The organism is Brevundimonas nasdae, from assembly GCF_016654005.1.
Classification (GTDB): Bacteria; Pseudomonadota; Alphaproteobacteria; order Caulobacterales; family Caulobacteraceae; genus Brevundimonas; species Brevundimonas nasdae.
On sequence record NZ_JAEPWN010000005.1, the window covers coordinates 125664 to 151381 of the forward strand.

The 25718-nt window shown below is 66.3% G+C and carries 27 protein-coding genes; 12 read left to right on the forward strand and 15 right to left on the reverse strand.

Features of this window, described 5'->3' with window-relative positions:
- The first annotated feature begins 24 nt into the window (after positions 1-24).
- The 4 genes from rbfA to pnp all read left to right on the forward strand — a co-directional run bounded on the left by rbfA (position 25) and on the right by pnp (position 4291).
- On the forward strand, positions 25-477 hold the full coding sequence (rbfA, locus tag JKF87_RS09460) for a 30S ribosome-binding factor RbfA (RefSeq protein ID WP_201099637.1): 453 nt from the start codon (positions 25-27) through the stop codon (positions 475-477).
- Between the two features lie 43 nt (positions 478-520).
- A complete protein-coding gene (gene truB / locus JKF87_RS09465; protein ID WP_201099638.1) occupies positions 521-1450 on the forward strand; it encodes a tRNA pseudouridine(55) synthase TruB in 930 nt (309 codons plus the stop codon).
- Between the two features lie 80 nt (positions 1451-1530).
- Positions 1531-1800 carry a 30S ribosomal protein S15 gene (gene rpsO, locus JKF87_RS09470; protein ID WP_201099639.1) on the forward strand — a complete coding sequence of 90 codons (270 nt, stop codon included), beginning with the start codon at positions 1531-1533 and terminating at the stop codon, positions 1798-1800.
- A gap of 253 nt (positions 1801-2053) precedes the next feature.
- Positions 2054-4291: a polyribonucleotide nucleotidyltransferase gene (gene pnp / locus JKF87_RS09475; RefSeq protein ID WP_201099640.1), complete on the forward strand. Its 2238-nt coding sequence runs from the start codon at positions 2054-2056 to the stop codon at positions 4289-4291.
- Between the two features lie 106 nt (positions 4292-4397).
- On the opposite strand, the gene JKF87_RS09480 is transcribed toward pnp, so the two are convergent.
- Together JKF87_RS09480 and rph are read right to left on the reverse strand one after the other, a co-directional pair.
- Positions 4398-4811: a hypothetical protein gene (locus JKF87_RS09480; RefSeq protein ID WP_201099641.1), complete on the reverse strand. Its 414-nt coding sequence runs from the start codon at positions 4809-4811 to the stop codon at positions 4398-4400.
- A 67-nt stretch (positions 4812-4878) separates the two neighbouring features.
- Complete coding sequence (gene rph, locus JKF87_RS09485) at positions 4879-5604, reverse strand: ribonuclease PH (protein WP_201099642.1); 726 nt, start codon at positions 5602-5604, stop codon at positions 4879-4881.
- 100 nt (positions 5605-5704) lie between these two features.
- On the opposite strand from rph, the gene hrcA reads away from it, so the two are divergent.
- Together hrcA and grpE are read left to right on the forward strand one after the other, a co-directional pair.
- Positions 5705-6763: a heat-inducible transcriptional repressor HrcA gene (hrcA, locus tag JKF87_RS09490; protein WP_201099769.1), complete on the forward strand. Its 1059-nt coding sequence runs from the start codon at positions 5705-5707 to the stop codon at positions 6761-6763.
- 71 nt (positions 6764-6834) lie between these two features.
- The gene (gene grpE / locus JKF87_RS09495; RefSeq protein ID WP_370874331.1) at positions 6835-7407 is read left to right on the forward strand and encodes a nucleotide exchange factor GrpE; all 573 of its coding nucleotides are present in this window, start codon (positions 6835-6837) and stop codon (positions 7405-7407) included.
- Here grpE and JKF87_RS09500 read toward each other — a convergent pair whose 3' ends face one another.
- The 4 genes from JKF87_RS09500 to JKF87_RS09515 form a co-directional block, all read right to left on the reverse strand.
- Positions 7408-9495 carry a S8 family peptidase gene (locus tag JKF87_RS09500; protein WP_307417775.1) on the reverse strand — a complete coding sequence of 696 codons (2088 nt, stop codon included), beginning with the start codon at positions 9493-9495 and terminating at the stop codon, positions 7408-7410.
- A 243-nt stretch (positions 9496-9738) separates the two neighbouring features.
- The gene (locus tag JKF87_RS09505; RefSeq protein WP_201099644.1) at positions 9739-10638 is read right to left on the reverse strand and encodes a dienelactone hydrolase family protein; all 900 of its coding nucleotides are present in this window, start codon (positions 10636-10638) and stop codon (positions 9739-9741) included.
- A gap of 81 nt (positions 10639-10719) precedes the next feature.
- Positions 10720-11349: an alpha-ketoglutarate-dependent dioxygenase AlkB gene (locus JKF87_RS09510; protein ID WP_307417773.1), complete on the reverse strand. Its 630-nt coding sequence runs from the start codon at positions 11347-11349 to the stop codon at positions 10720-10722.
- Positions 11318-11707, reverse strand: coding sequence for a hypothetical protein (locus JKF87_RS09515; RefSeq protein WP_201099645.1), 390 nt, complete (start codon positions 11705-11707; stop codon positions 11318-11320). The genes JKF87_RS09510 and JKF87_RS09515 overlap by 32 nt, the downstream gene beginning before the upstream one ends.
- A gap of 285 nt (positions 11708-11992) precedes the next feature.
- On the opposite strand from JKF87_RS09515, the gene dnaK reads away from it, so the two are divergent.
- The 4 genes from dnaK to JKF87_RS09535 all read left to right on the forward strand — a co-directional run bounded on the left by dnaK (position 11993) and on the right by JKF87_RS09535 (position 17186).
- Complete coding sequence (dnaK, locus tag JKF87_RS09520) at positions 11993-13903, forward strand: molecular chaperone DnaK (protein ID WP_201099646.1); 1911 nt, start codon at positions 11993-11995, stop codon at positions 13901-13903.
- A gap of 173 nt (positions 13904-14076) precedes the next feature.
- The gene (gene dnaJ, locus JKF87_RS09525) at positions 14077-15291 is read left to right on the forward strand and encodes a molecular chaperone DnaJ (RefSeq protein ID WP_201099647.1); all 1215 of its coding nucleotides are present in this window, start codon (positions 14077-14079) and stop codon (positions 15289-15291) included.
- Positions 15288-16037: a 4-hydroxy-tetrahydrodipicolinate reductase gene (gene dapB / locus JKF87_RS09530; RefSeq protein ID WP_201099648.1), complete on the forward strand. Its 750-nt coding sequence runs from the start codon at positions 15288-15290 to the stop codon at positions 16035-16037. The genes dnaJ and dapB overlap by 4 nt, the downstream gene beginning before the upstream one ends.
- Before the next feature lie 222 nt (positions 16038-16259).
- Positions 16260-17186, forward strand: a complete 927-nt coding sequence (locus tag JKF87_RS09535; protein ID WP_201099649.1) for a DMT family transporter — start codon at positions 16260-16262, stop codon at positions 17184-17186.
- 21 nt (positions 17187-17207) lie between these two features.
- On the opposite strand, the gene JKF87_RS09540 is transcribed toward JKF87_RS09535, so the two are convergent.
- The 3 genes from JKF87_RS09540 to coaBC all read right to left on the reverse strand — a co-directional run bounded on the left by JKF87_RS09540 (position 17208) and on the right by coaBC (position 19725).
- Complete coding sequence (locus JKF87_RS09540; protein ID WP_201099650.1) at positions 17208-17978, reverse strand: helix-turn-helix domain-containing protein; 771 nt, start codon at positions 17976-17978, stop codon at positions 17208-17210.
- 62 nt (positions 17979-18040) lie between these two features.
- Positions 18041-18499, reverse strand: a complete 459-nt coding sequence (dut, locus tag JKF87_RS09545) for a dUTP diphosphatase (protein ID WP_201099651.1) — start codon at positions 18497-18499, stop codon at positions 18041-18043.
- Positions 18496-19725: a bifunctional phosphopantothenoylcysteine decarboxylase/phosphopantothenate--cysteine ligase CoaBC gene (coaBC, locus tag JKF87_RS09550; protein ID WP_201099652.1), complete on the reverse strand. Its 1230-nt coding sequence runs from the start codon at positions 19723-19725 to the stop codon at positions 18496-18498. The genes dut and coaBC overlap by 4 nt, the downstream gene beginning before the upstream one ends.
- Positions 19726-19836: 111 nt before the next feature.
- On the opposite strand from coaBC, the gene JKF87_RS09555 reads away from it, so the two are divergent.
- Together JKF87_RS09555 and JKF87_RS09560 are read left to right on the forward strand one after the other, a co-directional pair.
- On the forward strand, positions 19837-20346 hold the full coding sequence (locus tag JKF87_RS09555; protein ID WP_236261257.1) for an S-type pyocin family protein: 510 nt from the start codon (positions 19837-19839) through the stop codon (positions 20344-20346).
- A 35-nt stretch (positions 20347-20381) separates the two neighbouring features.
- Positions 20382-21239 carry an HAD family hydrolase gene (locus JKF87_RS09560; protein WP_201099654.1) on the forward strand — a complete coding sequence of 286 codons (858 nt, stop codon included), beginning with the start codon at positions 20382-20384 and terminating at the stop codon, positions 21237-21239.
- On the opposite strand, the gene JKF87_RS09565 is transcribed toward JKF87_RS09560, so the two are convergent.
- The 6 genes from JKF87_RS09565 to sdhA are packed head-to-tail and all read right to left on the reverse strand — an operon-like array spanning position 21236 to position 25713.
- Positions 21236-21589, reverse strand: coding sequence for a PilZ domain-containing protein (locus JKF87_RS09565; RefSeq protein ID WP_317134891.1), 354 nt, complete (start codon positions 21587-21589; stop codon positions 21236-21238). The two genes, JKF87_RS09560 and JKF87_RS09565, sit on opposite strands and share 4 nt — an antisense overlap.
- An 18-nt stretch (positions 21590-21607) precedes the next feature.
- Positions 21608-22411, reverse strand: a complete 804-nt coding sequence (locus JKF87_RS09570) for a kinase (RefSeq protein WP_201099656.1) — start codon at positions 22409-22411, stop codon at positions 21608-21610.
- A 1-nt stretch (position 22412) separates the two neighbouring features.
- Positions 22413-22733 (reverse strand): 2Fe-2S iron-sulfur cluster-binding protein, encoded by a 321-nt coding sequence (locus JKF87_RS09575; protein ID WP_201099657.1) that lies wholly within the window; start codon positions 22731-22733, stop codon positions 22413-22415.
- 37 nt (positions 22734-22770) lie between these two features.
- A complete protein-coding gene (locus JKF87_RS09580) occupies positions 22771-23109 on the reverse strand; it encodes a gamma-glutamylcyclotransferase family protein (protein WP_307417769.1) in 339 nt (112 codons plus the stop codon).
- 20 nt (positions 23110-23129) lie between these two features.
- The gene (locus JKF87_RS09585; RefSeq protein WP_201099659.1) at positions 23130-23927 is read right to left on the reverse strand and encodes a succinate dehydrogenase iron-sulfur subunit; all 798 of its coding nucleotides are present in this window, start codon (positions 23925-23927) and stop codon (positions 23130-23132) included.
- A 1-nt stretch (position 23928) separates the two neighbouring features.
- Positions 23929-25713: a succinate dehydrogenase flavoprotein subunit gene (gene sdhA, locus JKF87_RS09590; RefSeq protein ID WP_201099660.1), complete on the reverse strand. Its 1785-nt coding sequence runs from the start codon at positions 25711-25713 to the stop codon at positions 23929-23931.
- Between the last annotated feature and the right edge of the window lie 5 nt (positions 25714-25718).

Consider the following 25718-nt stretch of genomic DNA (forward strand, 5'->3'; position numbering starts at 1 on the left):
GCGGGCGATGAAAAGGAGCGGCCGATGGCCCACAAGCAACATACCCGTAACGCCTCCGGCCCCGCCGGACCCAGCCAGCGCCAGCTGCGCGCAGGCGAACTGATCCGTCACGCCCTGGTCGACATCCTGCGTGAAGAAGAGATTCACGACGAGGCCCTGGCCGGGGTCTCCGTCACCGTGACCGAGGTGCGGCTGTCGCCGGACCTGAAGCACGCCACCTGTTTCGTCGAGCCCTTGGGCGCGGGCGTGGAGACGGCGCCGACAAACGGCCACGAGAGCGAGATCATCAAGGCGCTGAACGTCCACGCCAAATTCCTGCGCGGCCAGCTGGGACGTCGCCTGGACATGAAGTTCACGCCCGACCTGCGCTTCCGTCACGACGACAGCTTCGACGCGGCCAGTCACATGGACCGTCTGTTCGCCGACCCGCGCATCCAGGCAGACCTAGCGGCTTCCGACGACGAGAACGAGCAATGACGACCCGGCCTCAAGCAGTGCGACGCGCGATAGGCCAAGCATAATGGGGCGTAAGAAGAAGGGCGACATCGTCGACGGCTGGGTCTGCCTGGACAAGCCGTTCGAGATGGGATCGACGGAGGCCGTCAGCCGCATCCGCCGCCTGTTCAACGCCCAGAAGGCCGGTCACGCGGGGACCCTGGACCCGCTGGCCAGCGGCATCCTGCCCATTGCGCTGGGTGAGGCGACCAAGACCGTGCCGATGATGATGGAGGCGCAGAAGGTCTATCGCTTCACCATCAACTGGGGCGTCTCGACCGACAGCGTGGATCGCGAAGGCGAGATCATCGGCCGCTCCGACGTGCGCCCGACCGTGGATCAGGTGAAGGCCGCCCTGCCCGGCTTCGTGGGCGAAATCGACCAGACGCCGCCCCGGTTTTCGGCCATCAAGGTGGACGGCGCGCGCGCCTATGACCTGGCTCGCGACGGCGTGGAGTTCGAACTCCAGGCCCGGCGCGTGACCATCCATTCCGCCGAGGTCACCGACGCCCCGGACGCCGATCACGTCGAAATCACCATCCGCACCGGCAAGGGCGTCTATGTGCGTTCTCTGGCCCGCGATCTGGCGGCGGTTCTGGGCGCCGAAGGCCACGTCAGCGCATTGCGCCGCGAACAGGTCGGGCCGTTCAGCACGGAAAACGCCGTCACTCTGGATTCTCTGGAGGAAATGGTGCATAGGAGCGCCGCCTCGGAAGGCTTGCTTCCCGTTGCGACCGCCCTGGACGACATCCCGGAGCTGGCCGTGACGGATCAGGACGCCTTCTCGCTTCGGCAGGGACGCCCGATCGTTCTGCTCCCCCGTCAGGTGGAAACCCTCAAGGATCGTCTTCGCGACGGTTCGCGCACGGTTTCAGCCTTTCAGGGCCAGACCCTCATCGCACTCTGTCAGTTGCGGGCCGGCCGGTTAGAACCCGACCGCGTTTTCAACCTCTAGGCCCACGCCATCCGGCAAGGGCCGAGACCCCACGGCCTCAAGTAGCGCGAAGCGCGATAGGCCAAGAAAGGACTCTTTCGATGTCGGTTACTGCTGAACGCAAGCACGAGATCATCGCCGATAACGCCCGCACTGCTGGCGACACCGGCTCGGCCGAGGTTCAGGTCGCGATCCTGTCGGAACGCATCGCCAACCTGACCGAACACTTCAAGACCCACAAGAAGGACAACCACTCGCGTCGTGGCCTTCTGAAGATGGTGTCGCAACGTCGCCGCCTGCTCGACCACCTGAACAAGGTCGACGCCGGCCGCTACCAGGCGCTCATCGCCAAGCTGGGCCTGCGCCGCTAAGGCGCGGGACCGCGATAGAGATCATTTCGAGGCGCGGGCGGTCACGTCCGCGCCTCGTTGTGTTCCTAGCTGTTGCTTTGTCGACCCGTGCGCCGCGGGACTGAAACGGCGCAGACGCGAGGGCCAGGTCGGCCCTCACCGGGTCTTCCGCGATGGCGCGGCGATCCACGGACCTCGGGACTGAACGCCCCGCGCTCCACCCAATGATGGGACCCCGCCGGGAATACGCCCGCCGGGATACGAAAGACGAAATATGTTCGATATCAAACGCAAGACGATCGAGTGGGCCGGACGCCCGCTGACCCTGGAAACGGGCCGCATCGCCCGCCAGGCTGACGGTGCCGTGCTGGCGACCTACGGCGAGACCGTGGTTCTGGCCACCGTCGTCTATGGCCGCGCCCCCAAGCCGGGCCTGGATTTCTTCCCCCTGACCGTCAACTACCAGGAAAAGACCTTCGCAGCCGGCAAGATCCCCGGCGGCTACTTCAAGCGTGAAGGCCGTCCTTCGGAGAAGGAAACCCTGGTTTCCCGCCTGATCGACCGTCCGATCCGCCCGCTGTTCGTCAAGGGCTTCAAGAACGAGACGCAGGTCGTCGTGACCGTGCTGCAGCACGACATGGAGAACGACCCGGACGTTCTGGGCATGGTCGCCGCCTCGGCCGCTCTGACCATCTCGGGCGTGCCCTTCATGGGCCCGATCGGCGCTGCGCGCGTCGGCCTGATCGACGGTGAGCTGGTCCTGAACCCGACCATCGACCAGATCCCGACCTCGGACCTGGACCTGGTGGTCGCCGGCACGCAGGACGCCCTGATGATGGTCGAATCCGAAGCCAAGGAGCTTTCGGAAGAGAAGATGCTCGAGGCCCTGATGTTCGCGCACGCGGGCATGCAGCCGGTCATCGACGCCATCATCGACCTGGCCGAACACGCCGCCAAGGAGCCCTTCGACTTCCAGGCCGAAGACCACTCCGACGTCGTCGCCTCGATCAAGTCGCTGGTCGGCGAAGACATCAAGGCCGCCTACGCCCATCCCGGCAAGTACGACCGCCGCTCGGGCGTCGATGCGGCCAAGAAGACCGCCGCCGCCGCCCTGGTGAAAACCGACGAGAACCCCGAGGGCGTCGATTCGTCCAAATTCTCGGCCGCCTTCAAGGAATGTGAAGCCGACGTCCTGCGTCGCGACATCATCGAGAACGCACACCGCGTCGACGGCCGCGCCCTGGACAAGGTTCGCGCCATCGTGTCGGAAGTCGGCGTCCTGCCGCGCACCCACGGTTCGGCCCTGTTCACGCGCGGCGAAACCCAGGCTCTGGTCGTCGCCACCCTGGGCACCGGCGAAGACGAGCAGTACATCGACAGCCTGCAGGGCACCTACAAGGAATCCTTCCTGCTGCACTACAACTTCCCTCCCTATTCGGTGGGGGAAGCAGGCCGCATGGGTTCGCCCGGCCGTCGCGAAATCGGTCACGGCAAGCTGGCCTGGCGCGCGATCCGTCCGATGCTGCCGTCGAAGGAAGACTTCCCCTACACCATCCGTCTGGTCTCCGAGATCACCGAGTCGAACGGCTCGTCCTCGATGGCCACGGTCTGCGGTTCGTCGCTGGCCCTGATGGACGCGGGCGTTCCGCTGATCCGTCCGGTCTCGGGCATCGCCATGGGTCTGATCCTGGAGCCGTCGGGCGAGTTCGCCATCCTGTCGGACATCCTGGGTGACGAAGACCACCTGGGCGACATGGACTTCAAGGTCGCCGGCACGTCGCAAGGCATCACCAGCCTGCAGATGGACATCAAGGTCGCCGGCATCACCAAGCAGATCATGGAACAGGCTCTGACGCAGGCTTCGGCCGGTCGCCTCCACATCCTGGATGAAATGTCCAAGGCCATGGACGCGCCGCGCACCGAACTGGGCGAGCACGCACCCAAGATCGAAACCATCAAGATCGCGGTCGACAAGATCCGTGAAGTGATCGGTTCGGGCGGCAAGGTGATCCGCGAGATCGTCGAGAAGACCGGCGCCAAGATCGACATCGGCGATGACGGCACCATCAAGGTCGCCGCCAACGACCAGGAGAAGATCGACGCCGCCAAGGCCTGGATTCAGTCCATCGCCTCGGAGCCGGAAGTCGGCACCATCTACTCCGGCAAGGTCGTGAAGGTCGTTGATTTCGGCGCCTTCGTGAACTTCTTCGGCGCCAAGGACGGCCTGGTCCACGTGTCCCAGATCGCCCTGGAACGCGTCGCCAACCCGGCTGACGTCCTGTCGGAAGGTCAAGAGGTCAAGGTCAAGTTCCTGGGCTTCGACGACCGCGGCAAGACCAAGCTGTCGATGAAGGTCGTTGATCAGGAAACCGGTGAAGACATCACCGACAAGATCAATGCTGAGCGCGCCGAGCGCGGCGAGGCCCCGCTGTCGGAAGACACCGGCGGTCGTCCCAAGCGTGAAGGCGGCGGTGATCGCGGTGGCGATCGCGGACGTCGTCGTCGCGACTAAGCCACGGCATAACGCCTGAAACGAGAAGGCCCCGCTGGCGACAGCGGGGCCTTTTTCTTGGGCGCTGCAGCCCGCGACGCGGGCGCGGGCTGCTTGAGCGCAGGCCTCAGCCCGCGCATTCCTTCGGCTTGGTCTCGCCCGGCCCATACATGGCGCAGGAGCGGTCGATCTCGCCCTGGATCAGGGCGCAGGGATTGGCGGCGTTGCAGGGCGGATGGGTGGCGGGGCTGACCTGGATGCAGCGTTGCACCAGACGCGCGGAGACCGTCTCGCCGATGGCGTCACGACACGGTTCGTCCGTGACCGGTACGGGGCGCGGCGTCATGTCCGGGCCTTCGGGAATGCTGGTCTGAGGATCTTCAGACGCGACGGGCGGCGAGGTCTGAATCGGCGTCATCGCCGGTCCAGCAGGCGCTTCGGTCGGTGCGGGGGCGGCATCGGGATGCTCCCCACTTCGTTGACAGGCGGACACCGCCAGGGCCAGCGCAAGGACGGAGCAGGCGAACAGGGATCGGCGCATCGGGCTCTCCGGGTCGTCGGGACGGATCATCGGAACGATGACCCGTCCGACTAACGCGCGAAACCCCTTATCGACGCACAGCCTCCAGCGCCGCCTTCTGCAGGGCGAACAGTTCGGTGCAGCCGATCTCGGCCAGGGAGAACAGACGGTCGAACTCGGCGCGCGAGAAGCCGCGCTTCTCGCCGGTGGCCTGAACCTCGACGATCTGGCCCGAACCGGTCAGGACGAAGTTGGAATCCGCCTCGGCTTCCGAATCCTCTTCGTAGTCCAGATCCAGCACCGGAACCCCGTCGCAGACGCCGCAAGACACCGCCGCCACCTGGTCCAGGATCGGACCAACCTTCAGCACGCCCTCGTCGCGCAGATAGTTCAGAGCCGAACTCATGGCGACCCAGGCGCCGGTGATGGAGGCGGTGCGCGTGCCGCCGTCGGCCTGAATGACGTCGCAGTCGATCAGCACCTGACGCTCGCCCAACGCCTTCAGGTCGACCACGGCGCGAAGCGAACGGCCGATCAGGCGCTGGATTTCCTGGGTGCGGCCCGACTGTTTGCCCGCAGCGGCTTCGCGGCGGCCCCGCGTATGGGTGGCGCGCGGCAGCATGCCGTATTCGGCGGTCACCCAACCCTGGCCCGTATTGCGCATCCAGCCCGGCACCTTCTCCTCGATGGAGGCGGTCACCAGCACCTTGGTGTGGCCAAAGCTGATCAGGCACGAGCCCTCGGCATAGCGGTTGACGCCGGTTTCGATGGTCACGGTGCGCAGTTGGTCATCGGTGCGTTGCGAATGGCGCATGATATGATCCCTTGGAAGCTGTGGCGGCGGTGCTTATCCTGAAACCGTGAGCCTGTATGCCCCCAAAACCCCGCCGTTCGATGGCGGCCCATCCCCGAATCTGGGTCTTGCGGGACTGGCGGGACTGGACGCGCGCGCCCGCGACATCTTCCGCCGCATCGTCGAGAGCTATCTGGAGACGGGCGAGCCGGTCGGGTCGCGCACTCTGTCGCTGGGCGGGATCGCTCTGTCGCCCGCCTCGATCCGCAACACCATGCAAGATCTGACGCTGGCGGGCCTGCTGGCGGCGCCCCACACCTCGGCGGGCCGGATACCGACCCACGCAGGCCTGCGCCTGTTCGTGGACGGCCTTTTGGAGGTCGGCGACCTGACCAAGGAGGAACGTCGCGAGATCGACGGGCGGCTGGCCGGACGGGGTCGGAACTTTGAATCTGCTCTGGATGAGGCGTCCAACCTGTTGTCGGGTCTGGCGGGCGGGGCGGGCGTTGTCTCCAGCCCTGTTCGCGATTCAGGGGTCAAGCACGTCGAGTTCGTGGCCTTAGGCGGGGATCAGGCCCTGGCCGTCATCGTCGCCGATGACGGCACGGTCGAGAACCGGATCATGACCCTGTCGGCGGGGGTCACCCCCTCCACCCTGGTGGAGGCCTCAAACTTCCTGAACGCCCGGCTGCGCGGTCGTCCCTTCGCCGACGCCAAGCGCGAAATGACGCAGGAGCTGGAGATCGCGCGCCGCGAACTGGACCAGACCGCCGCCCGTCTGGTCGAGGATGGATTTGCCGCCTGGTCCGGCGGTCAGGATCGAGAGCGCGCCCTGATCGTGCGTGGCCGCGCCAATCTGCTGCAGGACACAGAAGGGCTGGCCGATCTGGAGCGGGTGCGCGTCCTGTTCGACGATCTGGAGCAGAAGGAACAGCTGATCGGCCTGCTGGACGGGGTCGACGCCGCCCAGGGTGTGCGCATCTTCATCGGCGCCGAAACACGACTGTTTTCACTTTCGGGTTCCGCTGTGATCGCGGCGCCCTATATGAGCGGCCGACAACGGGTCCTGGGCGCCATCGGCGTGATAGGGCCTGCACGATTGAACTACGCCCGTGTCATTCCGTTGGTGGACTATACCGCCCGGGTGCTGGGCCGAATGCTGGACGGGAACGACAAGTGAGCGACAAGCCCCTTAACGACGACTTCAACGAACTGGACGCCGAAACGGCCGAGGCCAATGCCGAACAGGGCCTGGACGCCCATCCGTCCGTGGATGGGGGCGACGATCTGGCCCCGCTGGACGCTGTGATCGCCGAGCGCGACGAGTGGAAGGACCGCGCCCTGCGCGTCGCCGCCGAGATGGAGAACCTGAAGCGCCGCGCCGAGACGCAGCAGAACGACGCCCGCGCCTTCGCCATCCAGCGCTTCGCCAAGGATCTGCTGGGCGTGGCCGACAATCTGGAGCGCGCCCTGATGGCTGCGCCCAAGGATTCCGAAGGCGCCGCCGCCGGTCTGGTGACGGGTCTGGAGCTGACGCAGAAATCCCTGCTGCAGGCGTTCGACACCAACGGCCTGAAGCTGGTGAAGCCCGAGCCGGGCGACGCCTTCAACCCGCACCTGCACGAAGCCATGATCGAACAGCCGTCCGACACCGTCCCCGGCGGCGCAGTGCTGCAGACCATGCAATCCGGCTTTGAACTGTTCGGCCGCACGATCCGCCCGGCCATGGTGGTCGTCGCCGCCAAGGGTTCCGGCCCCAAGGCCGCAAACCCCTATGACGCCGCGCCCGCCGCCGATGGGCACGCCTTCGACAGCAAGGCCTGATCAGAAACTGCGCCGCCAGCCGCCGATCAGCGCAAAGGCCGGCGGCGCAGACTTCACATGCTCCGGCTCGCGGCTGGCCACGCCCGTGATCGTCAGCATCGACCCGTCCGAGAGCGCCCGCTGAGCGCCCACGGTGAAGTCGATCTGGCGACCGCTGGGGGCCGCCGAAAAGCTGCGGCGCGACCAAGTCAGAGCGTCGAAATAGTCCAGCGGCACGTCGGCCAGCAGGGCGGAGAAGCTGCCGCTCTCGATCCGCAACGGCTGGGACAGGGTGAAGCTGATCCGGTCGCAGACCAGGCGGCAGTCGCCCAACAGGCCGACCCTCCAGTTCGAACTGATCGCCGCGCGGTCCATGCTCAGAAAACTGCCTGCGATCTCGGACCGAGCCATGCCGACCTCTCCGACCAGACTGGCCCAGGTGTTCAGCCGCAAATCGCCGCCCACGGCATAGAAGGTCGTCCGCGACGGCAGGGCGAAGTCAGACCCGGACGGCATGAAGGCGCCCAACGGCCCCAACCGCTCATCTAACGACCCCAGACTGAGGCTCAGGCCGCCGTTCTGCTGACGCCAGGCCAGACTGGCGCGGCTGTAGGTTGAGGCGTCCTCCTCGACACGGCGCAGCGGCATCCGACGGTCCCCGCCGCCCGTCTCCGCCGACAGGGCGAAGCCGCCCAGTTTCACCACACCGCGAACGGCGTGGTCGGCTTGAGCCAAGGCGGCGAAACTGTCTCCCGCCCCGCCGCTGAAGGGCGATGACGCCCCGCCGCGTCCCTGCCAGGCGGAAAAGCCCAGACGCCCCATCTCAAACCCGATCATCGCTTCCTGACGCGGCTCGTCGCCCATCCACGGCTGGCGGGTCAGATCATAGCGGGGGGCGATCGGCTCAGGCGTCGCCTGGGGCTGGGCCGCGATCAGGTTCAGCCGCCCGCCGTTGGGCAGGGCGAAGGTCTGATAGGCCGTGCGTGACGGCTCGAACGGTTCAGCCTGATAGGAGCGCCGGGGCGCCGTCGGATAGGCCGAGCCCAGATTGACGGCGAACATGCGTTGATAGCTGTCGAACAATACGGTGTTCAGAGCCGCCTGCCGTCCGAAGGCGTCGCCGAACGCCCCGCCGATGAAGCTGCCGGGCTCTGTCCTCGTGGTGATGGCGGCGCCGTTCGCCAGCATCACGGAACTGGCGCCGACGGGCCTGAACGCCTGCCCCAGGTCCAGCAGGCCGCGGCCATAGACGATGTCCGGCCCGGGATCACCGGCTTCCCGCGCGGTGTCCATCAGGATGGCCAGAGCCTGCCGCGCCGTCAGATTGGGGAAGGCCTGCATCAGCAGGGCCAGCGCCCCCGCCACATGAGGCGCAGAGAAGGAGGTGCCGCTGGCGATGTAGCACTGGGTCGCATCGCACCCGGTGTAGATCTGATCGCCGGGCGCAGACAGATAGGCCGTCTGGGTCACCCCGGCCCGGTTCGAGAAGCTCGACATCTGGTCCGCCGCATTGTGCGAGCCGACCGCGACCACCGCCCCGAGGAAGGCCGGGTCGATGGCGTAGCGCGCGGGCCAACCCGGATTGGCCTCGCCCTCATTGCCGGACGAGGCCACGATCACTGCGCCGGAATCCACCGCCCGCTTCAGCGCCGCCTCGAACGCGCTGCCCATGCGCCCATCGCCGCCCAGCGACATATTGATGATTTTCACGCCGTGGCTGACGGCATAGTCCAGCGCCCGCACCAGATCGGAACTGGCGAAACAGACGTCCTTGTCCACCTCCTTGCAGTCCGAGATGTCGGCCCGGATCGACAGAATGGTCGATTCATAGGCCACGCCGATCGTGCCGAAACCGTTGAAGTTCGAGGCGATGACCCCCGACACCAGGGTGCCGTGACTGTTGGCGGCGACATAGGGGGTGTTGCGTCCTACAACCACGTCGGTCGAAGCGGATGAGATACGGCCCACCATGTCCGCCTGATCCGAGGCGATGCCGGAATCCACCACGGCGACGGTGACGCCCCGCCCCGTCGCGCCCGCATTCCAGGCGACCTCCGCCTTGATGTTCGCCAGACCATAGTTTCGCAGATACTCGCGCGACGTCGTCACCGGCGGTGGTGGAGGCGGGGGCGGGGGCGGGGGAGGAGGTGGCGGAGGTGGTGGCGGAGGAGGCGGGGTCACGACGCCACCCCCGCCGCTGCCGCCGCCACCCCCACCGCCGCCACATGCGGCCAGAGGCAGGAACAGCAGCCCCAAACTCAGAAGCGCCGCCTTTTGTAAACGCGTGCCGACCATCTCGACCCCTCCCAAGGTCTTCGGACGTCCCCACAGTCCATATGAGCGATTAGGCGCTCAATGTTTTAACGCTTTATCGAAGACCGCCAGCAGCTTGCTCCACCCGTCCCTGGCGTCCGCCTCGACATAGCTGTCGCGGTAATCGGCGTGGAAGCCGTGCGGCGCGTCATCATAGACCACGATCTGGCTGGTGGTTTCGCCCGCGCTCTGCAGGGCGTCACGCATCCGCTGGACGCTTTCCAGCGGGATGCCCTGATCCTTGCCCCCGTACAGTCCCAGGACGGGGGCTTTCAGATCGTCGGCCAGATCGACTGGCCAGGGCTGACCTGCCGAAATCTGGGCGGGGGTCGCATCGGACGCGGGAGCCAGTCGACCGTACCAGGCCACGCCCGCGCCGATGGCGGCGAAACGGGCGGCGGCCTGCCAGACCACCTTTCCGCCCCAGCAATAACCGGTGATCCCGACCTTGCCGTCCTTGGCCCACAACTGCTGGCTGGACCAGTCCAGCGTCGCCGAGATGTCGCCCATCACCTGTTCGTAGGAAGCCGCCGAGACGATCTCCATGATCTTGGGGAACTCGGTCAGGGGCGCCGGGTCCGCCACCCGCACGAAGAAGGCGGGGGCGATGGCGGCATAGCCCTGCTTGGCCAGACGGCGGCAGATGTCGCGGATATATTCGTGCACGCCGAACACCTCCGACACCACGATCACCACCGGGAAGGGGCCATCCCCCGCCGGACGCGCGACATAGGCCGGCAGGCTGAAGCCGTCGGGCGCCCGGTAGGTCACCGTCTCAGTCGTCAGGCCGTTGGCGTCCGTCGTGATCGGCTTGGCCTCCTTGGCCAGGGCCGCCGTCGCATAACCCGCAAACAAGAGGCCGCCCAAAGCGCCGAGGGTTCGGCGGCTGAGGTGCAGGTCTTCGGGGGCGGAACCTTCAGGACGGGTGAGGACGGTCATCGGCGGCGCTCCGGTCGGGAAAGATAAGGCCGGACAGTGACCCCGCGTCTCTTGATCCGTCCAGTCACGAAATCGCGGTGTTCAGCGAGCAATTCTCAACGTCAGATTCAGCCGTCCTCCGCCGGGGATCAGGCGCGACGATCCCTCAAGAACCCGGTCGATCCCATGGCGCGCCAGACGGGCCGGCCCCGTCAGGGCGCAGACGTCGCCGCTGGTCAGGCGCAGGGTCCGCGTACGCCCCTCCCCGTCCGCAATGCGGAACTGGGCCGCATCGCCCAGAGACACCGAAAGAACCGGAGCGCTCAGGTCCGCCTCGTCCCGATCCTGATGCAGTCCCATCTTCGCCCCCTCGCGATACAGATTGACCAGACAGGCGTCAGGTGCCCGTTTCCCGCCGACCGTCGCCGCCCACAGATCCAGCAGCATCTGCGGGATCGCGGGCCAGGCCTGACCCGTGACCGGATGGGTCGGCTGATACCGATAACCGCCTCGGTCCGACACCCAGCCCAGAGGGCCCAGGTTGCTCATCTGCACCGAGAAGGGCCGACCGCCCGGCGTCTGGGGGCGATAGAGGGGCGCGGTCCCCAGCGCCCCAAACACCGCCTGGACCAGCCGTGACTGGGCCTGGGCGTCCAGCGCGCCCGGCCATAGCCGGAATCCCTCTATCCCTGTCGCCGTCTCAGCGGGAGAAGGTGTATTCGCTGACTTCACAGACGTTGACGCCAAAGCGGGTCAGCTCCTCGCCATTGGTGAACTCGGCCTTGAAATCATATTCGCAGGCGCCGGAGCCGTCGTCGATGTTGATGCGGACGTTCTGGCGGTTCTCCAGCACGTCTTCGCCCAGGATGTCCTCTTCCCAATCGTCCGTGCTGGCGTCCGACGCATAGAAGCTCAGCATGGTCCAGCCGGTGCGGTTCCTGATGGTGACATGGCGATCCCGACCGTCTGCAGAGGCCCCGTCCTGAGACTGTGCGACAGGCGCGGTCGGCTTGGCGGGAGCGGCGGCGGCGCTGGCGGCGCTCAACATCACGGCGGCGTAGACGGCGGCTTTCAGGGCGGCTTGCAACATCCGGCTCTTTCCAAAACACCGCCTCTGCGGGCGGCAGGCCTCACTATGGGGCGCCCGAACGCGGTCCGCAGCCGATATTTCACCGATCTATGGTTTGGTTGAATCGCAGTTCGCCCTTGCAGGGACAGGGGTCTTTCCCATATCGGGGCCAGCTTCGGAGAAACCCTGAAAGACTTGGGGCTATCCAGTCAAATCAAACGCCAACCCAACTGGGGGCGGTCACGCGCGGTGCTTCGACGAAGGCCGCCGCATCGCCCGCCGATACGAGAGAGAAATAGAACGCTCATGGCCAAGATCATTGGTATCGACCTCGGCACCACCAACTCGTGCGTCGCCGTCATGGACGGCAAGTCCCCCAAGGTTATTGAAAACGCCGAAGGCGCTCGCACCACCCCGTCCGTGGTCGCCCTTCAGGACGGCGGCGAAACCCTGGTGGGCCAGCCCGCCAAGCGCCAGGCTGTGACCAACCCCGCCAACACCTTCTTCGCCATCAAGCGCCTGATCGGCCGCAACTTCGACGACCCCGTCGTGGCCAAGGACAAGGGCATGGTGCCCTATGAGATCGTCAAGGGTCCGAACGGCGACGCCTGGGTCCGCGCCCACGGCAAGGACTATTCCCCCCAGCAGGTCTCGGCCTTCACGCTGATCAAGATGAAGGAAGCCGCTGAAGCCTATCTGGGCGAGAAGGTGACGCAGGCCGTCATCACCGTCCCGGCCTACTTCAACGACAGCCAGCGTCAGGCCACCAAGGACGCCGGCAAGATCGCCGGCCTGGAAGTCCTGCGCATCATCAACGAGCCGACCGCGGCTGCTTTGGCCTATGGCCTGGAGAAGAACGACGGCCAGAAGATCGCCGTCTATGACCTGGGCGGCGGCACCTTCGACGTCTCGATCCTGGAGATCGGCGACGGCGTCTTCGAGGTGAAGTCGACCAACGGCGACACCTTCCTGGGTGGTGAGGACTTCGACATCCGTCTGGCCGACTACCTGGCCGACGAGTTCAAGAAGGAGCAGGGCGTCGACCTGCGTCAGGACAAGCTGGCCCTTCAGCGCCTGCGCGAAGAGGCTGAAAAGGCCAAGAAGGAGCTGTCCTCGACCACCCAGTACGAGGTCAACCTGCCGTTCATCACCATGAACGCGTCCGGCCCGCTGCACCTGAACATCAAACTGTCGCGCGCCAAGCTGGAAGCCCTGGTCGAAGACCTGGTCGCCCGCACGATCGAGCCCTGCAAGAAGGCTCTGGCCGACGCCGGCCTGAAGGCTGGCGACATCGACGAAGTCGTTCTGGTCGGCGGCATGACTCGCATGCCCGCCGTGCAGGAAGCCGTGAAGAAATTCTTCGGCAAGGAGCCGCACAAGGGTGTGAACCCTGACGAGGTCGTGGCCCTGGGCGCCGCCGTTCAGGCCGGTGTTCTGCAAGGCGACGTCAAGGACGTGCTGCTGCTGGACGTGACGCCTCTGACCCTGGGCATCGAAACCCTGGGCGGCGTCTTCACGCCCCTGATCGAACGCAACACGACGATCCCGACCAAGAAGAGCCAGACCTTCTCGACCGCTGACGACAACCAGTCGGCCGTGACGATCCGCGTCTTCCAGGGCGAGCGCCCGATGGCGGCCGACAACAAGATCCTGGGTCAGTTCGACCTGATGGGCATTCCCCCCGCACCGCGCGGCATGCCCCAGATCGAGGTCGCCTTCGACATCGACGCCAACGGCATCGTCAACGTCTCGGCCAAGGACAAGGCGACCAACAAGGAACACTCGATCCGCATCCAGGCGAACGGCGGCCTGTCGGACGCCGACATCGAGAACATGGTCAAGGAAGCCGAAGCCAACGCCGCAGCCGACAAGACCCGCAAGGATCTGGTCGAGGCCCAGAACGCCGCCGACAGCCTGATCCACTCGACCGAGAAGGCCCTGGCCGACCACGGCGACAAGGTCGAGGCCGACGTCAAGACGGCCATCGAAACCGGCCTGGCCGAGCTGAAGACCGCCCGCGAGGGCACGGACCCGGAAGACATCCGCGCCAAGACCAACACCCTGGTCCAGGCCTCGATGAAGCTGGGTGAGGCCATGTACGCCGCCCAGCAGGGTTCGGGCGACGCCGCAGAAGGCCAACCGGCCGACGATGGTGTTGTCGACGCCGAGTTCGAGGAAGTCTCGGACGCCGACGGCGACGAAAAGAAGAGCGCCTGATCCGTAACAGATCGGTGAACTGACAGGACCCCGCTTGTCTTGCGATAGGCGGGGTCTTTTCATGAAACTTGCATCGTCTGTCCCGGCCCCCATGTCAGTCGGGACATCGTCTTCGATCAGTGCTCGCAGAGGCGCAGCGAAGACGGCAGGGGAAGTATGAGGACCAACGCCCGATGGCGCGTGATTACTACGAGGTTCTGGGCGTTGAGCGCACGATCGACGCGCCCGGTCTGAAATCGGCCTACCGCAAGCTGGCCATGATCCATCACCCGGACCGCAATGGCGGCTCGGAAGAGTCGATGGCGCAGTTCAAGGAGATCTCCGAGGCCTATACGGTCCTGTCGGATGCGGACAAGCGCGCCGTCTATGACCGCTACGGCCATGCGGGCCTGAACGGCGGCGGCGGCGGCGGCGGCAACCCGTTCGGCCAAGGCGGCGGCCAGGGCTTTTCGGACATCAACGACATCTTCTCCCAGGTCTTCGGCGATGCGTTCGGCGACGCCTTCGGCGGGCGCCAGCAGGGCCGGGGCCAGCAGGGCGGACCGCGCCGCGGCTCGGACCTGCGCTATGATCTCGAGATCACCCTGGAGCAGGCCTACAAGGGCGCCGAGGTCGAGATCGCCATTCCCTCGACCCTGACGTGCGAGACCTGCGAGGGTTCGGGCGCCAAGCCAGGCACCAAGCCCGTCACCTGCACCACCTGCCAGGGCGCCGGACGCGTGCGCCAGGCCAACGGCTTCTTCCAGGTCGAGCGCACCTGCCCCCGCTGCGGCGGCGCTGGTCAGATGATCGCCGATCCCTGCACCACCTGCCACGGCCATGGCCAGGTCCGTAAGACCCGCAACCTGAACCTGAAGGTTCCGGCCGGCGTCGACGACGGCTCGCGCATCCGCCTGTCGGGCGAAGGCGATGCAGGCCAGCGCGGCGGCCCGCGCGGCGACCTTTATGTCTTCCTGTCGGTGGCCCCGCACGACCTGTTCGAACGGGACAACCTGGACCTTCTGGTCACCGTGCCCGTGCCCATGACCGTGGCGGCCCTGGGCGGCGAGATCGACGCCCCCTGCCTGGTCTCGGACGCCTGCGACGGCAAATGCAAGGCGGGCGTCTCCGTCCCGGCAGGCGCCCAGACCGGCAAGACCGTCCGCATCAAGGGCAAGGGCATGCCCCACCTGAACGGCCGCCAGCGCGGCGATCTGGTGGTCGAACTGTTCGTTGAAACCCCCACGGACCTGACGCCCCGTCAGAAGGAACTCCTCGAAGAGCTTGCCCTGTCGTTCGGCGAAGGGCAAAACCCGAGGAATTCCAGCTTTGCCGGCAAGGCGAAGCGTTTCTGGGCCGACATCCTGGGCAATCAGGATGCGGACGGGTCGAAAGAGAACGCGGCTTGAGCGCAATCTTCCACGCCGGCATTTCCGGCTATCGCGGCCGGATGGGCCGTGCGGTCGCCCAGGTGCTGGATGCGCGCGAGGACGTCGTCGTCGCCGCCCGTCTGGACTGGGGCGAGAGCGCGGACCTGACCCTGTGCGACGTCATCATCGACTTCTCCACGCCCGACGCTTCGGTCGCCCTGGCCCAGCAGTCGGCGGAAATCGGCGGCCCGGCCCTGGTCATCGGCTCGACCGGCTTCACGCCCGAGCAGGAGGCCGAGCTTGAAAAGGCCGCCGAGAAGATCGCCATCGTCAAGAGCGGCAATTTCTCGCTGGGCGTGAACATCCTGGTCGGCCTGGTCCAGCACGCGGCCCAGCGTCTGGACGCTCAGGAATGGGACATCGAGGTCACCGAGGCCCATCATCGCCGCAAGGTGGATTCGCCCTCCGGCACCGCCCTGATGCTGGGCGAGGCCGCGGCCGAAGGCCGTTTCACCGACTTGGCCGACGTCCAGTCCAAGCCCTATGACGGGGTTCAGGGCCCGCGCGAGACCGGCAAGATCGGCTTCTCCTCGATCCGGGGCGGCGGCATCATCGGCGAGCACACCGTGCTGTTCGCCTCCGAGGCCGAAGTCCTGACCCTCAGCCATTCGGCCATCGACCGAAGCCTGTTCGCCAAGGGCGCCGTCGCCGCCGCCGCCTGGGTCCGCACCCGCCGTCCGGGCCTCTACGACATGCAGGACGTGCTGGGCTTCCGTCAGGCCTGACGCCTGCGCGCCGATGCGCGCCTAACCAGATGCGCCGTTACACATAACGGCGGGCCTTCTCCCGGCTGCACAATCGCGCCTGAAACCCGACCCTCGGCTCGAGCCCAAGGGTGAGGGCCAGAGCGGTTCTTCTGACGTCCCGCTCCTTGACCTCCCTGCGCTCAGGGCTGGGCTTGCCTGCCTATCGGTCCTATGGGTTCGCGGCAATCGCAAAGGGACGACATGACGGCCAAGGCAAGCGCCGAAGACATCGCGGGCGGCATCGCCCTGCGGATCGCGGCGGCGGGGTGTTTCTCGGTCATGTCGGCGGTGCTGAAACTGGCGTCGCTGGACGGGGTGGTGGCGCCGGAGATGCTGTTCTATCGCGCCCTGTTCGGCGTGCCGGTGGTGCTGATCTGGGTCATGACCAGCCAGGGCGGCCTCAGCGCCCTTTCCACGCGGCGACCCTGGGCGCACCTGGGCCGCAGCGCCCTGGGCATCGTCTCCATCCTGTGCCTGTTCCAAACCCTGACACTGCTGCCGCTGGCCGACGCCACGACCATCAGTTTCACCGCCCCGATCTTTTCGACCCTGCTGTCCTTCCTGATTCTGAAGGAGGCGGTCGGCCCCCGCCGCTGGGCGGCCGTCGCCGTCGGCTTCGTCGGGGTTGTCATCGTCATGCGGCCCGGTTCGGGCGGCGAGCACGTCCTGCCGATGGAGGGGATCGCCTTTGGTCTGATGGCGGCGCTGCTGACCGCCGCCGTCACCATCACCCTGCGCCAGTTGCGTGACACCGAACACGTCGCCGCCATCGTCTTCTGGTTCTTCATCGGCTCGTCGATCGTGGGCGCCATCCTGCTGCCCTTCGTGGGGCAGATGCACAGCCTGACCACCTTCGCCCTGCTGGCTGCTGGCGGGGTCGCGGGCGGTCTGGCGCAACTGTTCATGACAGCCTCCCTGCGCGCCGCCCCCGTCGCCGTGGTCGCGCCCTTCGACTATCTGCAGATCGTCGGCGCCATCGTCTTCGGCTGGTGGCTGATGCAGACCACGCCCACCGCCAACACCCTGGCCGGCGCCGCCCTCATCGCCGCCAGCGGACTCTACACCGCCTGGCGCGAACACATCCGCCGCCGCCAGGCCCTGATGCAGACCACCGCGCCGCCGGTTTAGCCTGGCGGCGCTTCACCACGACTAACGGATGAAATAGCCGTCAACCTTCCAGCCCGTCCGTTCATGCGTCAGCACGACAGTTTCCGATGCTGAAGCCTTGTCGCGGAAAGTGGTCCGATACTGAACGATGAGATAGTCGCCAGAAGGAAGTCCCGGCAAGGTCGAGGTGCGGGTGGCGTTTTCCTGAACACGGGTGACAACCGGCCCAACTGAAGCACGGACGGACTGAACGCTGGTGGCCCATCCGGCCTGCGTCAGCTGCGATCGAAACAACTGTCCCGCCGTACTCCAGCTTTCATTCCACTGCGCGTGATCCAGCAGCGTCACCCAGGCCAGAGCGGACGCTGGACCCTCCGGAGAAACAGAGCCAGCTTGCGCGGCTTGTGCCGGAACAGCCGGTTGCGGCGCCGGTGTGTGGGGGTTCGCGGCGTTCGTGAAAATCAACGCGGCGATGGCAAACGATAGCATGATGACAAGCCCTCCTATCCACCAGACCAACGACTGGGACTGGTGATGATGCGTATCTCGTCTCACATCGTCAGGGGGCAGGCCTTCCCCCAATTTCATGTCTCCAAGAAATTTGGGCCGCTCATCTTCTATGTCCATCAGTCGCCGTGCGGCGGCGCGGCTGCTGGATACGCCAAGCTTCTGCCGGGCAGAACGCAGTCGTTCGTTCACCGTATGCACAGACAAGGCCAGATGGCTCGCGGCCGATTTGGCGTCATGCCCGCTGGCAAGCAGCCTCAAAGTCTCCTTTTCCCGCTCGCTCAAGCTCTGCAGCGCATCGTGCATGCCGGATCCCTAGTTCCGCGAGGCGATCTCCGCCAGGCCAATGGCAAGTGTTCAGCCTCTGCTTATCGCCCCGTCGAGCCGAACCCGCCCGCGCCGCGCGCGGTTTCGTCCAGTTCCTCGACCTCGACCCAGTCGGCGCGTTCGTGTTTGGCGATCACCAGCTGGGCGATGCGTTCACCGCGGCGGATGACGAAGGGTTCGGCGCCGATGTTGGCCAGGATCACGCCGCACTCGCCGCGATAGTCGCTGTCGATGGTGCCGGGGGCGTTGGGGCAGATGATGCCGTGCTTCAACGCCAGACCCGAACGGGCGCGGACCTGAGCCTCATAGCCCAACGGCAGAGCGATCTTCAGACCCGTGGGCACCAGAACCCGCTGGCCGGGCGCCAGGATCAGGGGCTGATCCTCGGGCACGGCGGCGCGCAGGTCCATGCCCGCCGATCCTGCCGTCTCATAGGCCGGCAGAGGCAGGCCTTCGGAGTGGGGCAGGCGCTGGATCTGGACGGCGGTGGGTTCGGTCATTCGGGGCTCTTGAAGTGATCGGCGATGCGGGCGGCGACGGCGCGGGCGATGGCGGATTTGGACTGACGCGGCCAGGTCTCGGTCCTGTCGGCGGTGACCAGCAGGACAGCGTTGCCGTCTGAGCCGAACACATCATCGGACACGTCATTGCCCAGGATCCAGTCGCAGCCCTTCCTCGACAGCTTGGCCCGCGCATTGGCCTCCAGATCGGTCGTCTCGGCGGCGAAGCCGATCACCAGGGCGGGGCGGTTCGGACCGGGGGCGGCGACGCCTTTAAGGATGTCGGGGTTCTCGATCAGAGCCAGGGTCGGCGGGCCGCCCGGCCCCTTCTTGATCTTGCCGCCCGCGATGATGTCCACGCGCCAGTCAGCGACGGCGGCGGACAGGACGGCGATGTCGGCGGGCAGCGCTTGCTGCGTCGCCGCCTGCATCTCCAGCGCGCTTTCCACATCCACCCGCGTCACGCCGGGAGGGGCGCCCAGGGCCGTCGGGCCGGACACCAGGGTCACATCTGCGCCCAACTCAGCCAGGGCGGCGGCGATGGCGTAGCCCTGTTTGCCGCTGGAGCGGTTGGTCAGGCCCCGCACCGGGTCAATGGGCTCGAAGGTCGGCCCAGCCGTGACCACGGCCTTTCTGCCCGCCAGGGGCCGCCCGGCGGCGCCCGCCATCAGGCCGATGATGGCGTTCAGAATGGCTGCAGGTTCCGCCATGCGTCCGGGCCCGTATTCGCCACAGGCCATCTCGCCGTCGTCCGGCCCCACGACCGCGACGCCGTGGAAGCCGTCGAAGGCCTTCAGCCGCTCGACATTGGCCTGCACGGCCGGATGCAGCCACATCCGCACATTCATGGCCGGGGCCAGCAGCACCCGCTTGTCCGTGGCGATCAGGGTGGTGGAGGCCAGATCATCGGCCAGACCGTTCGCCGCCTTGGCGATCAGGCCCGCCGTCGCCGGGGCCACGACCACCAGATCGGCCCAGCGCGACAGCTCGATATGGCCCATGGTGGTTTCTTCTTCCGGGTGGAACAGGCCCGACCGCACCGGATGGCCGCTCAGCGCCGCCAGCGACAAGGGCGTGACGAACTCGGCCCCCGATTCCGTCAGGATCACCCGCGTCTGACCGCCCGCCTTGGCGATCAGCCTGACAAGCTCCAGCGACTTGTAGGCCGCGATGCCGCCGCCGACGATCAACAGCACCTTACGATTGCTCAGGGGGCGTATGTCCATGGGTTCGGTTTAGCCCCGTCGCATGACGCGGTCGAGACGTGAGACCGAGAGATTGTCCCGGCCACAAGGTTGTGTTTACCTCGCGCCATACGCGCATTCGCAGGGGGAATGATGACCACGCTGACCAAGGGGCTCGCCGCCCTCGCCGCACTGGGCCTGATGGGCCTGGCCGGATGTGACCGCCCCTCGGCGGTGGAGACACGCGACCGCACTGCTGACGCCCAGCCACAGGCCCTGACTTCTGCGGCGCCGGTCGAGGCGGACGCCGTCCCAGCCGCCAAGCCCGTCCTGACCGCCAATCGGCGCGAGACGACGGACGACAAGATCGCCCGCCTCTATGCCCGCAACGGCGCCGACTTCAACGCCAAGTCCGCCGAAGACTATCTGGACAAGGTCACCACCTTCACCACCCGGCCGCCGCGAGACGCCGAGACCGTCAAACGGCCCAATGGCGACACCCTGATCTATCAGGCCTCGACCAACACCTTCGCCGTGGTGGCGCGCAACGGCGCCCCGCGCACCATGTTCAAGCCCACGACGGGCGCCGACTATTGGGCCGAACAGAAGGCGGCGGCCCCGACCTTCGGCCAGAGGCCGCAATCGACGGGCGCCGCCGACTGATATACAGGGCGGGTTCGACGAAGGATCCCGCCCGCATGGCCGACACCGACAAGACCCCGCTGCTGAAGACCGCCCTGATCTATGATTTCGACGGAACGCTGGCGCGCGGCAATATGCAGGAGGTCAGCTTCATCCCCTCGGTGGGCGTGGACATCGGCGCCTTCTGGGAAGAGGCCGAGCGCCTGACCAAACAGGCCGACGGCGACGGCATCCTGATGTACATGCAGCTGATGCTGCATCACGCCCGTCAGAACGGCGCCCCGGTGACGCGCGAGACGCTGCGCCAGCACGGTGAGGCGGTGGCTCTGTTCGAGGGCCTGAAAGACCTCAGTTGGTTCGACCGGATCAACGCCTTCGGCGCCCGCTACGGCCTGGAGATCGAGCACTACATCATCTCCGCCGGGCTGGAGGAGATGATCGAGGGCACGCCGATCCGCCCCGCCCTGAAGCACGTCTTCGCCTCTCACTACGTCTATAATGAGCAGGGCGAGGCCGCCTGGCCTGCCGTGGGCGTCAACTACACCACCAAGACCCAGTACCTGTTCCGCATCAACAAGGGCGTGAACAACCATTGGGAGCATGAGCGGATCAACCACTTCATTCCCGACGACGAGCGCCCGGTGCCGTTCGAGCGGATGATCTTCATCGGCGACGGCGACACCGACGTTCCGACCATGAAGATGATGCACACCAAGGGCGGCTTCTCCATCGCCGTCTATGACCCGCGCTCGAACGAAAAGGACCAGAAGAAGGTCTATTCCCTGATCTCGGAAGACCGGGTGAACTTCGTCGCCGCCGCAGACTACCGCGAGGGTTCGGCCCTGGACCTGATCGTCAAGGGATTGGTCGGCCGCATCGCCATCAATGCCGGGACCATGCCCGCCGGCTTCTAGACCCCGCCGGCCCGCAGCCAGGCGTCGCGGGCGCCAGCCATGCGCGCCGGAACCAGTCCGCGCAGGGAGACGGCCCCGGTCTGGCGCAGGCCCGCCTCCTGCCGCCTCTGCCAGACCACCACGGCGGAATAGGCCACGCCGTCCGCCACATCGATGACGGCGACCTCGGGCGGCAGGGTTGTCCCCCGGTCCAGACGCAGCTTCATGCCCCCGTCCGACAGGTCAACGATGATGCAGGCCATCTCCACGCTTGGCGCAGACACCACGCCTGGGACATTGACCAGTTTGCGCGGGTTTAGACGCCGATCAGCGCGAGCCGTTTTCCCGCGCCCGAATTTCAACCCGAACAAACCACATACTCTGAAACGCTACAGACGGCCGGTAATGGCGACCGGATGTCGTTCAGGGTCAAGCGTGGCCGTGAAATCAGCCGCTATTCCGCCGTCCATCATGTGCCGGGTCAACCGCTCATAGAAGCGGATGAAATCAGAGATGGCGGCGCGGTATTCAGGCGACAGCGTCGGCACGCCCAAAAGCCCGGCCTCCTGCTCGCTGCGCCAGTCCAGCACGCGGGCGAAGTCGGGGGCGCGCAGGAAGATCAACCTATCCAGACGCGTGGTCAGGTCCGCATAGGCCCCGGCCAGTCCATCATTGATTTCACGCCGCCAGCGGCCGTCGGCGTCGCGTGTCCGCTCCAGTTCATTGACGGGCGACGCCAACATCGCCTGCGTCTGGGCTTGAGCGCCCAGGCACCAGCCTTCCAGAATGATCGCAGCGGGACGTCCCTGACACACCGGCCAGTCGGCTTCGGGTTTCCGGTCGTCCGCCAGCTTGTCAAAGCGCGGCAGGGGCGTGGCGTCGCCTGGCCCGGCGCTTCGCAACCGATCCAGCACCCGGTTCAACAGGCCCAGATCATGGGTGCCCGGCGGGCCGCGGGTAGCGAACAGCGGATGGACATCCCTCGCCAGCGCCTGACGTTCGGCCTTGGTCAGATAGACGTCGTCCAGCGACAGGGCCGCGCAGCCGAACTGTTCGGCGATGGCATGAGCCAAGGTCGACTTGCCCGAGCCCTGCGACCCGGCGATGCCCAGAATGGGCGGCGGCGCATCCGCGTCCGCCTGTTCGATCCAGCGACCGATGGTCTGGACTAACCCGGGATCGACCCGGGTCATGTCAGTGCTGGTTTTCGGGAAGACGCACGATCAGGCCGTCCAGAGCGTCGGAGACGCGGATCTGGCACGACAGGCGGCTGTTCGGTTCGACCTCTTCGGCGAAGTCCAGCATCGATTCCTCCATGGCGCTGGGCTTGCCCGTCGCCTCGCGCCAGGCCTCGTCCACATAGACATGGCAGGTGGCGCAGGCGCAGGCGCCCCCGCAGTCGGCGTCGATGCCCGGCACATTGTTGCGGATCGCGCCTTCCATGACGGAAAGGCCGTTCTTGACCTCGACCGCGTGCTGGGTCCCGTCATTTTCGATGTAGGTGATCTTGGCCATGTCGGGCTGCTAACACAGGTTGAATGCGCGGCGTAGATCAGGCCGCAATATAAACCCAGGCTTCAAGCCCGGACGCCAGCTTCACGCTGACACGACGATAGTCGTCGACCTCATAGGCATCAGCGGCGACCAGTTCGTCTTCGGTTATCCGAAAGACCGTGCCGTCGATCCTGTCCGCTGGATCGTTGCTGGCCCTCACGATGGGATGGTGCGTCAGCCCGCTTTCAGCGACCACTTCAGGGTCTGTGATCTCGACCAGCGACCTAACATACCCGACAAGTTGATCGACCGTTCCCTCCAGCAGGCGACCAAAATTGGCCGTCTGCACCGCCGGATCCTGCAACGTCCCATAGGAGAACAACAGAACCGCAGGCACGGAGGAAACGGGTGAAACGATCAGGCCGCCTGCTTCTTGCGGCTGGGCGCGACCATCAGCTTCTTGGTCTCGGCGATGGCCTTGGCCGGGTTCAGACCCTTGGGGCAGACCTGGGCGCAGTTCATGATCGTGTGGCAGCGATAGAGCTTGAAGGGGTCTTCAAGGTCGTCGAGGCGCTTCTGGGTCGCGTCGTCGCGGCTGTCGGAAATCCAGCGGTAGGATTGCAGCAGCGCCGCCGGACCGAGGTATTCTTCCTGGTTCCACCAGTAGCTGGGGCAGGAGGTCGAGCAGCAGGCGCACAGGATGCACTCGTACAGGCCGTCCAGCTTCTCGCGCTCGGCCGGGGTCTGCAGGCGTTCCTTCTCAGGGTCCGGCTCATCCGATTGCAGATAGGGCTGGATCGAGTCGTACTGGGCGTAGAACAGGCTCAGGTCCGTCACCAGGTCCTTGACCACCGGCTGGTGCGGCAGGGGGGCGATGGTGATGTTGTGCGACGAGCATTCGTCCCAGCCCTTGGTGCAGGCCAGGGTGTTGCGCCCGTCGATGTTCATCGAGCAGGAGCCGCAGATGCCTTCGCGGCACGAGCGACGGAACGACAGGGTCGGGTCGATCGTGTTCTTGATGTGGATCAGGGCGTCCAGCAACATCGGGCCGTGGTCGCTGGTCGGCACCTCATAGGTGTCCCAGCGCGGATCGGCGTCGACCTCGGGGTCGTAACGATAGACCTTGTAGGTCTTGACGTCCTTGGAGCCCGGCGCGGCCTTGTGGACCTTGCCCTTGGCGGGCTTGGAGCCCTTGGGGAGTGTGAGCTGAACCATCTTAGTAAACCCGCGCCTTGGGCTCGATGTACGAGACTTCGTCGGTCATGGTGTAGTTGTGCACGGGGCGATAGTCGATCTGGACGTTCTCGCCCGGACGCTTCCACGCCAGAGTGTGCTTCATCCAGTTGACATCGTCGCGGTCCGGATAGTCCTCGCGGGCGTGGGCGCCGCGCGATTCCGTGCGGTTCAGGCCGCCCTCGATGGTGACCACGGCCTGAGCGATCAGGTTGTCGTACTCCAGCGTCTCCATCAGGTCCGTGTTCCAGATCAGGCCGCGATCCGTGGTCTTGATGTCCGAACCCGCCGCGTCGATGGCGCGCAGCTTCTGGACGCCTTCCTCCAGCGTCTTGCCGGTGCGGAAGACGGCGGCGTCGGCCTGCATCGCCTGCTGCATCGACAGACGCAGTTCAGCGGTCGGGGTCGAGCCGTTGGCGTTGCGGAAGCGGTCCAGGCGCGCCAGGTGGGCGTCGGTCTGGGCCTTGGAGGCCGACGGCACGGCCGAGTTCTTGTCCACCACCTCGCCGCAGCGCAGGCCGACGGCGCGGCCGAACACCACCAGGTCGGTCAGGGAGTTGGAGCCCAGGCGGTTGGCGCCGTGAACCGAGACGCAGGCCGCTTCGCCCACGGCCATCAGGCCCGGAACCACGCTGTCGGGGTTGCCGTCGCGCAGGGTCAGAACCTCGCCGTGATAGTTCGTCGGGATGCCGCCCATATTGTAGTGGACGGTCGGCAGGACCGGGATCGGCTCCTTGGTCACATCGACCCCGGCGAAGATCTTGGCGCTTTCCGAAATGCCCGGCAGGCGGGCGTGCAGGATCTTGGGATCCAGGTGATCCAGGTGCAGGAAGATGTGGTCCTTGTTCGGGCCCACGCCGCGGCCTTCGCGGATTTCGATGGTCATGGAGCGGCTGACCATGTCGCGCGGGGCCAGGTCCTTCACGGTCGGCGCATAGCGCTCCATGAAGCGTTCGCCTTCCGAGTTGGTCAGATATCCGCCTTCACCGCGTGCGCCCTCGGTGATCAGGCAGCCGGCGCCGTAGATGCCGGTCGGGTGGAACTGGACGAACTCCATGTCCTGCAGCGGCAGACCGGCGCGCAGCACCATGGCGTTGCCGTCGCCGGTGCAGGTGTGGGCCGAGGTGGCGCTGAAGTAGGCGCGGCCGTAACCGCCCGTGGCCAGAACCACCATCTTGGCGCGGAACTGGTGCAGTTGGCCCGTGTCGAGCTGAAGCGCGGTGACGCCGGTGCAGGCGCCGTCCTGCATGATCAGGTCCAGCGCGAAATATTCGACGAAGAACTTCACCTCGCGACGGACCGACTGGCCGTACAGGGTGTGCAGGATGGCATGGCCGGTGCGGTCGGCGGCGGCGCAGGTGCGCTGCACCGGGCCTTCGCCGAAGTTGCGGGTCATGCCGCCAAAGGCGCGCTGATAGATCTTGCCTTCATCGGTGCGGCTGAAAGGCACGCCCCAGTGCTCCAGCTCGTAAACGGCCTTGGGCGCGTTGCGGACCAGATATTCGATGGAGTCCTGGTCGCCCAGCCAGTCCGACCCCTTGACGGTGTCGTACATGTGCCATTGCCAGCTGTCCTCGCCCATGTTGCCGAGCGAGGCGGAGATGCCGCCTTGCGCCGCGACGGTGTGGCTCCGTGTGGGGAAGACCTTGGTCACGCAGGCGACCTTCAGCCCCTGCTGCGCGGCGCCCAGCGCGGCGCGCAGGCCCGAGCCGCCGGCGCCGACGACGACGACGTCGTACTCGTGGTCGATAAGTTCGTAAGCAGCCATTACCA